General features: G+C 54.1%; 1 protein-coding gene. It reads left to right on the forward strand.

Annotated elements, in window-relative coordinates:
• Positions 1–63: 63 nt before the first annotated feature.
• A protein-coding gene (locus tag D4A39_RS16685) for an IS3 family transposase (protein WP_119918583.1) occupies positions 64–1211 on the forward strand; the annotation gives its coding sequence in 2 pieces (ribosomal slippage) (positions 64–301 and positions 301–1211; 1149 coding nt in all).
• Positions 1212–1229: the final 18 nt, after the last annotated feature.

Genomic DNA, 1229 nt, shown 5'->3' on the forward strand with positions numbered 1-1229 from the left:
TGAATCGCCACCAGTTTGCTAGACACCTTTCAGCCATCCAAAATGGCAATCAGAGAGGTATCCATGAGCAGCAAGCGCTATCCCGAAGAATTCAAGATTGAGGCGGTTCGTCAGGTGACGGATCGTGGTCACAGTGTGGCCCAAGTGGCTGATCGACTCGGTGTCACCACCCATAGTCTATACGCCTGGATCAGGAAGTTTGGTCCGGATTCCGAGCAGCATCAGGCCAATGCAGAGGACCAAGCCGAGATCCGCCGACTCCAGAAAGAGCTCAAGCGCGTTACCGAAGAGCGAGACATCCTAAAAAAAGCCGCGGCGTACTTCGCCAGTCAGTCCGATTGAGGTACGCCTTTATTCAGGAGCACAGCGAGCGGTGGCCAATTCGCTCGCTGTGTTCTCTGTTGGACGTTCACCCCAGTGGCTTTTACGCCTGGCAGAAGCAGCCTCGTTCAGATCGTGCAATCGAGGACGAGCGCCTGTCCGGGCTGATCAAACAGTTCTGGCTGGAATCCGGAGCGGTGTATGGCTACCGGAAGATCCATACTGATCTACGCGAGTATGGCGAGCGATGCGGGCCCAATCGAGTCCACCGCCTGATGCGCCACGCAGGAATACGAGCGCAGGTGGGTTATCGTAAGCCACGCCATAGGGCTGGGGAGGTACACAAGGTGATACCGAATATCCTGCAGCGGCAGTTCAATCCGCAAGCACCAAACGAGAGTTGGGTAACGGACATTACCTATGTCCGCACACATGAAGGCTGGCTGTATCTGGCGGTTGTTCTGGATCTGTTCTCAAGACGGGTGATCGGTTGGTCAATGCAATCCAGGATAACCAAGGAGCTGGCGCTGGATGCGCTTTTGATGGCTGTCTGGCGTCGTAAGCCTGAGGGCAAAGTAGTTGTTCACTCGGACCAAGGCAGTCAATACACCAGCCACGACTGGGACTCGTTTCTGCAGGCGCATGATCTGGAAGGGAGTATGAGTCGGCGCGGTAACTGCCACGACAATGCTGTTGCTGAGAGCTTCTTCCAGCTGTTGAAGCGGGAGAGGATAAAGCGAAAGATTTACAGCAGTCGTGATGCCGCCCGGGCAGATATTTTTGATTATATCGAGATGTTCTATAACAACCGGCGACGCCATGGTTCTAATGAAAAGCTGTCACCGGTAGAGTATGAAAAGCGTCACCAAGAACGGCTGATAAGTGTCTAGAGAACTGGTGGCGATTCA

It is taken from the genome of Alcanivorax profundi (genome assembly GCF_003597125.1).
Taxonomy (GTDB): Bacteria; Pseudomonadota; Gammaproteobacteria; order Pseudomonadales; family Alcanivoracaceae; genus Alcanivorax; species Alcanivorax profundi.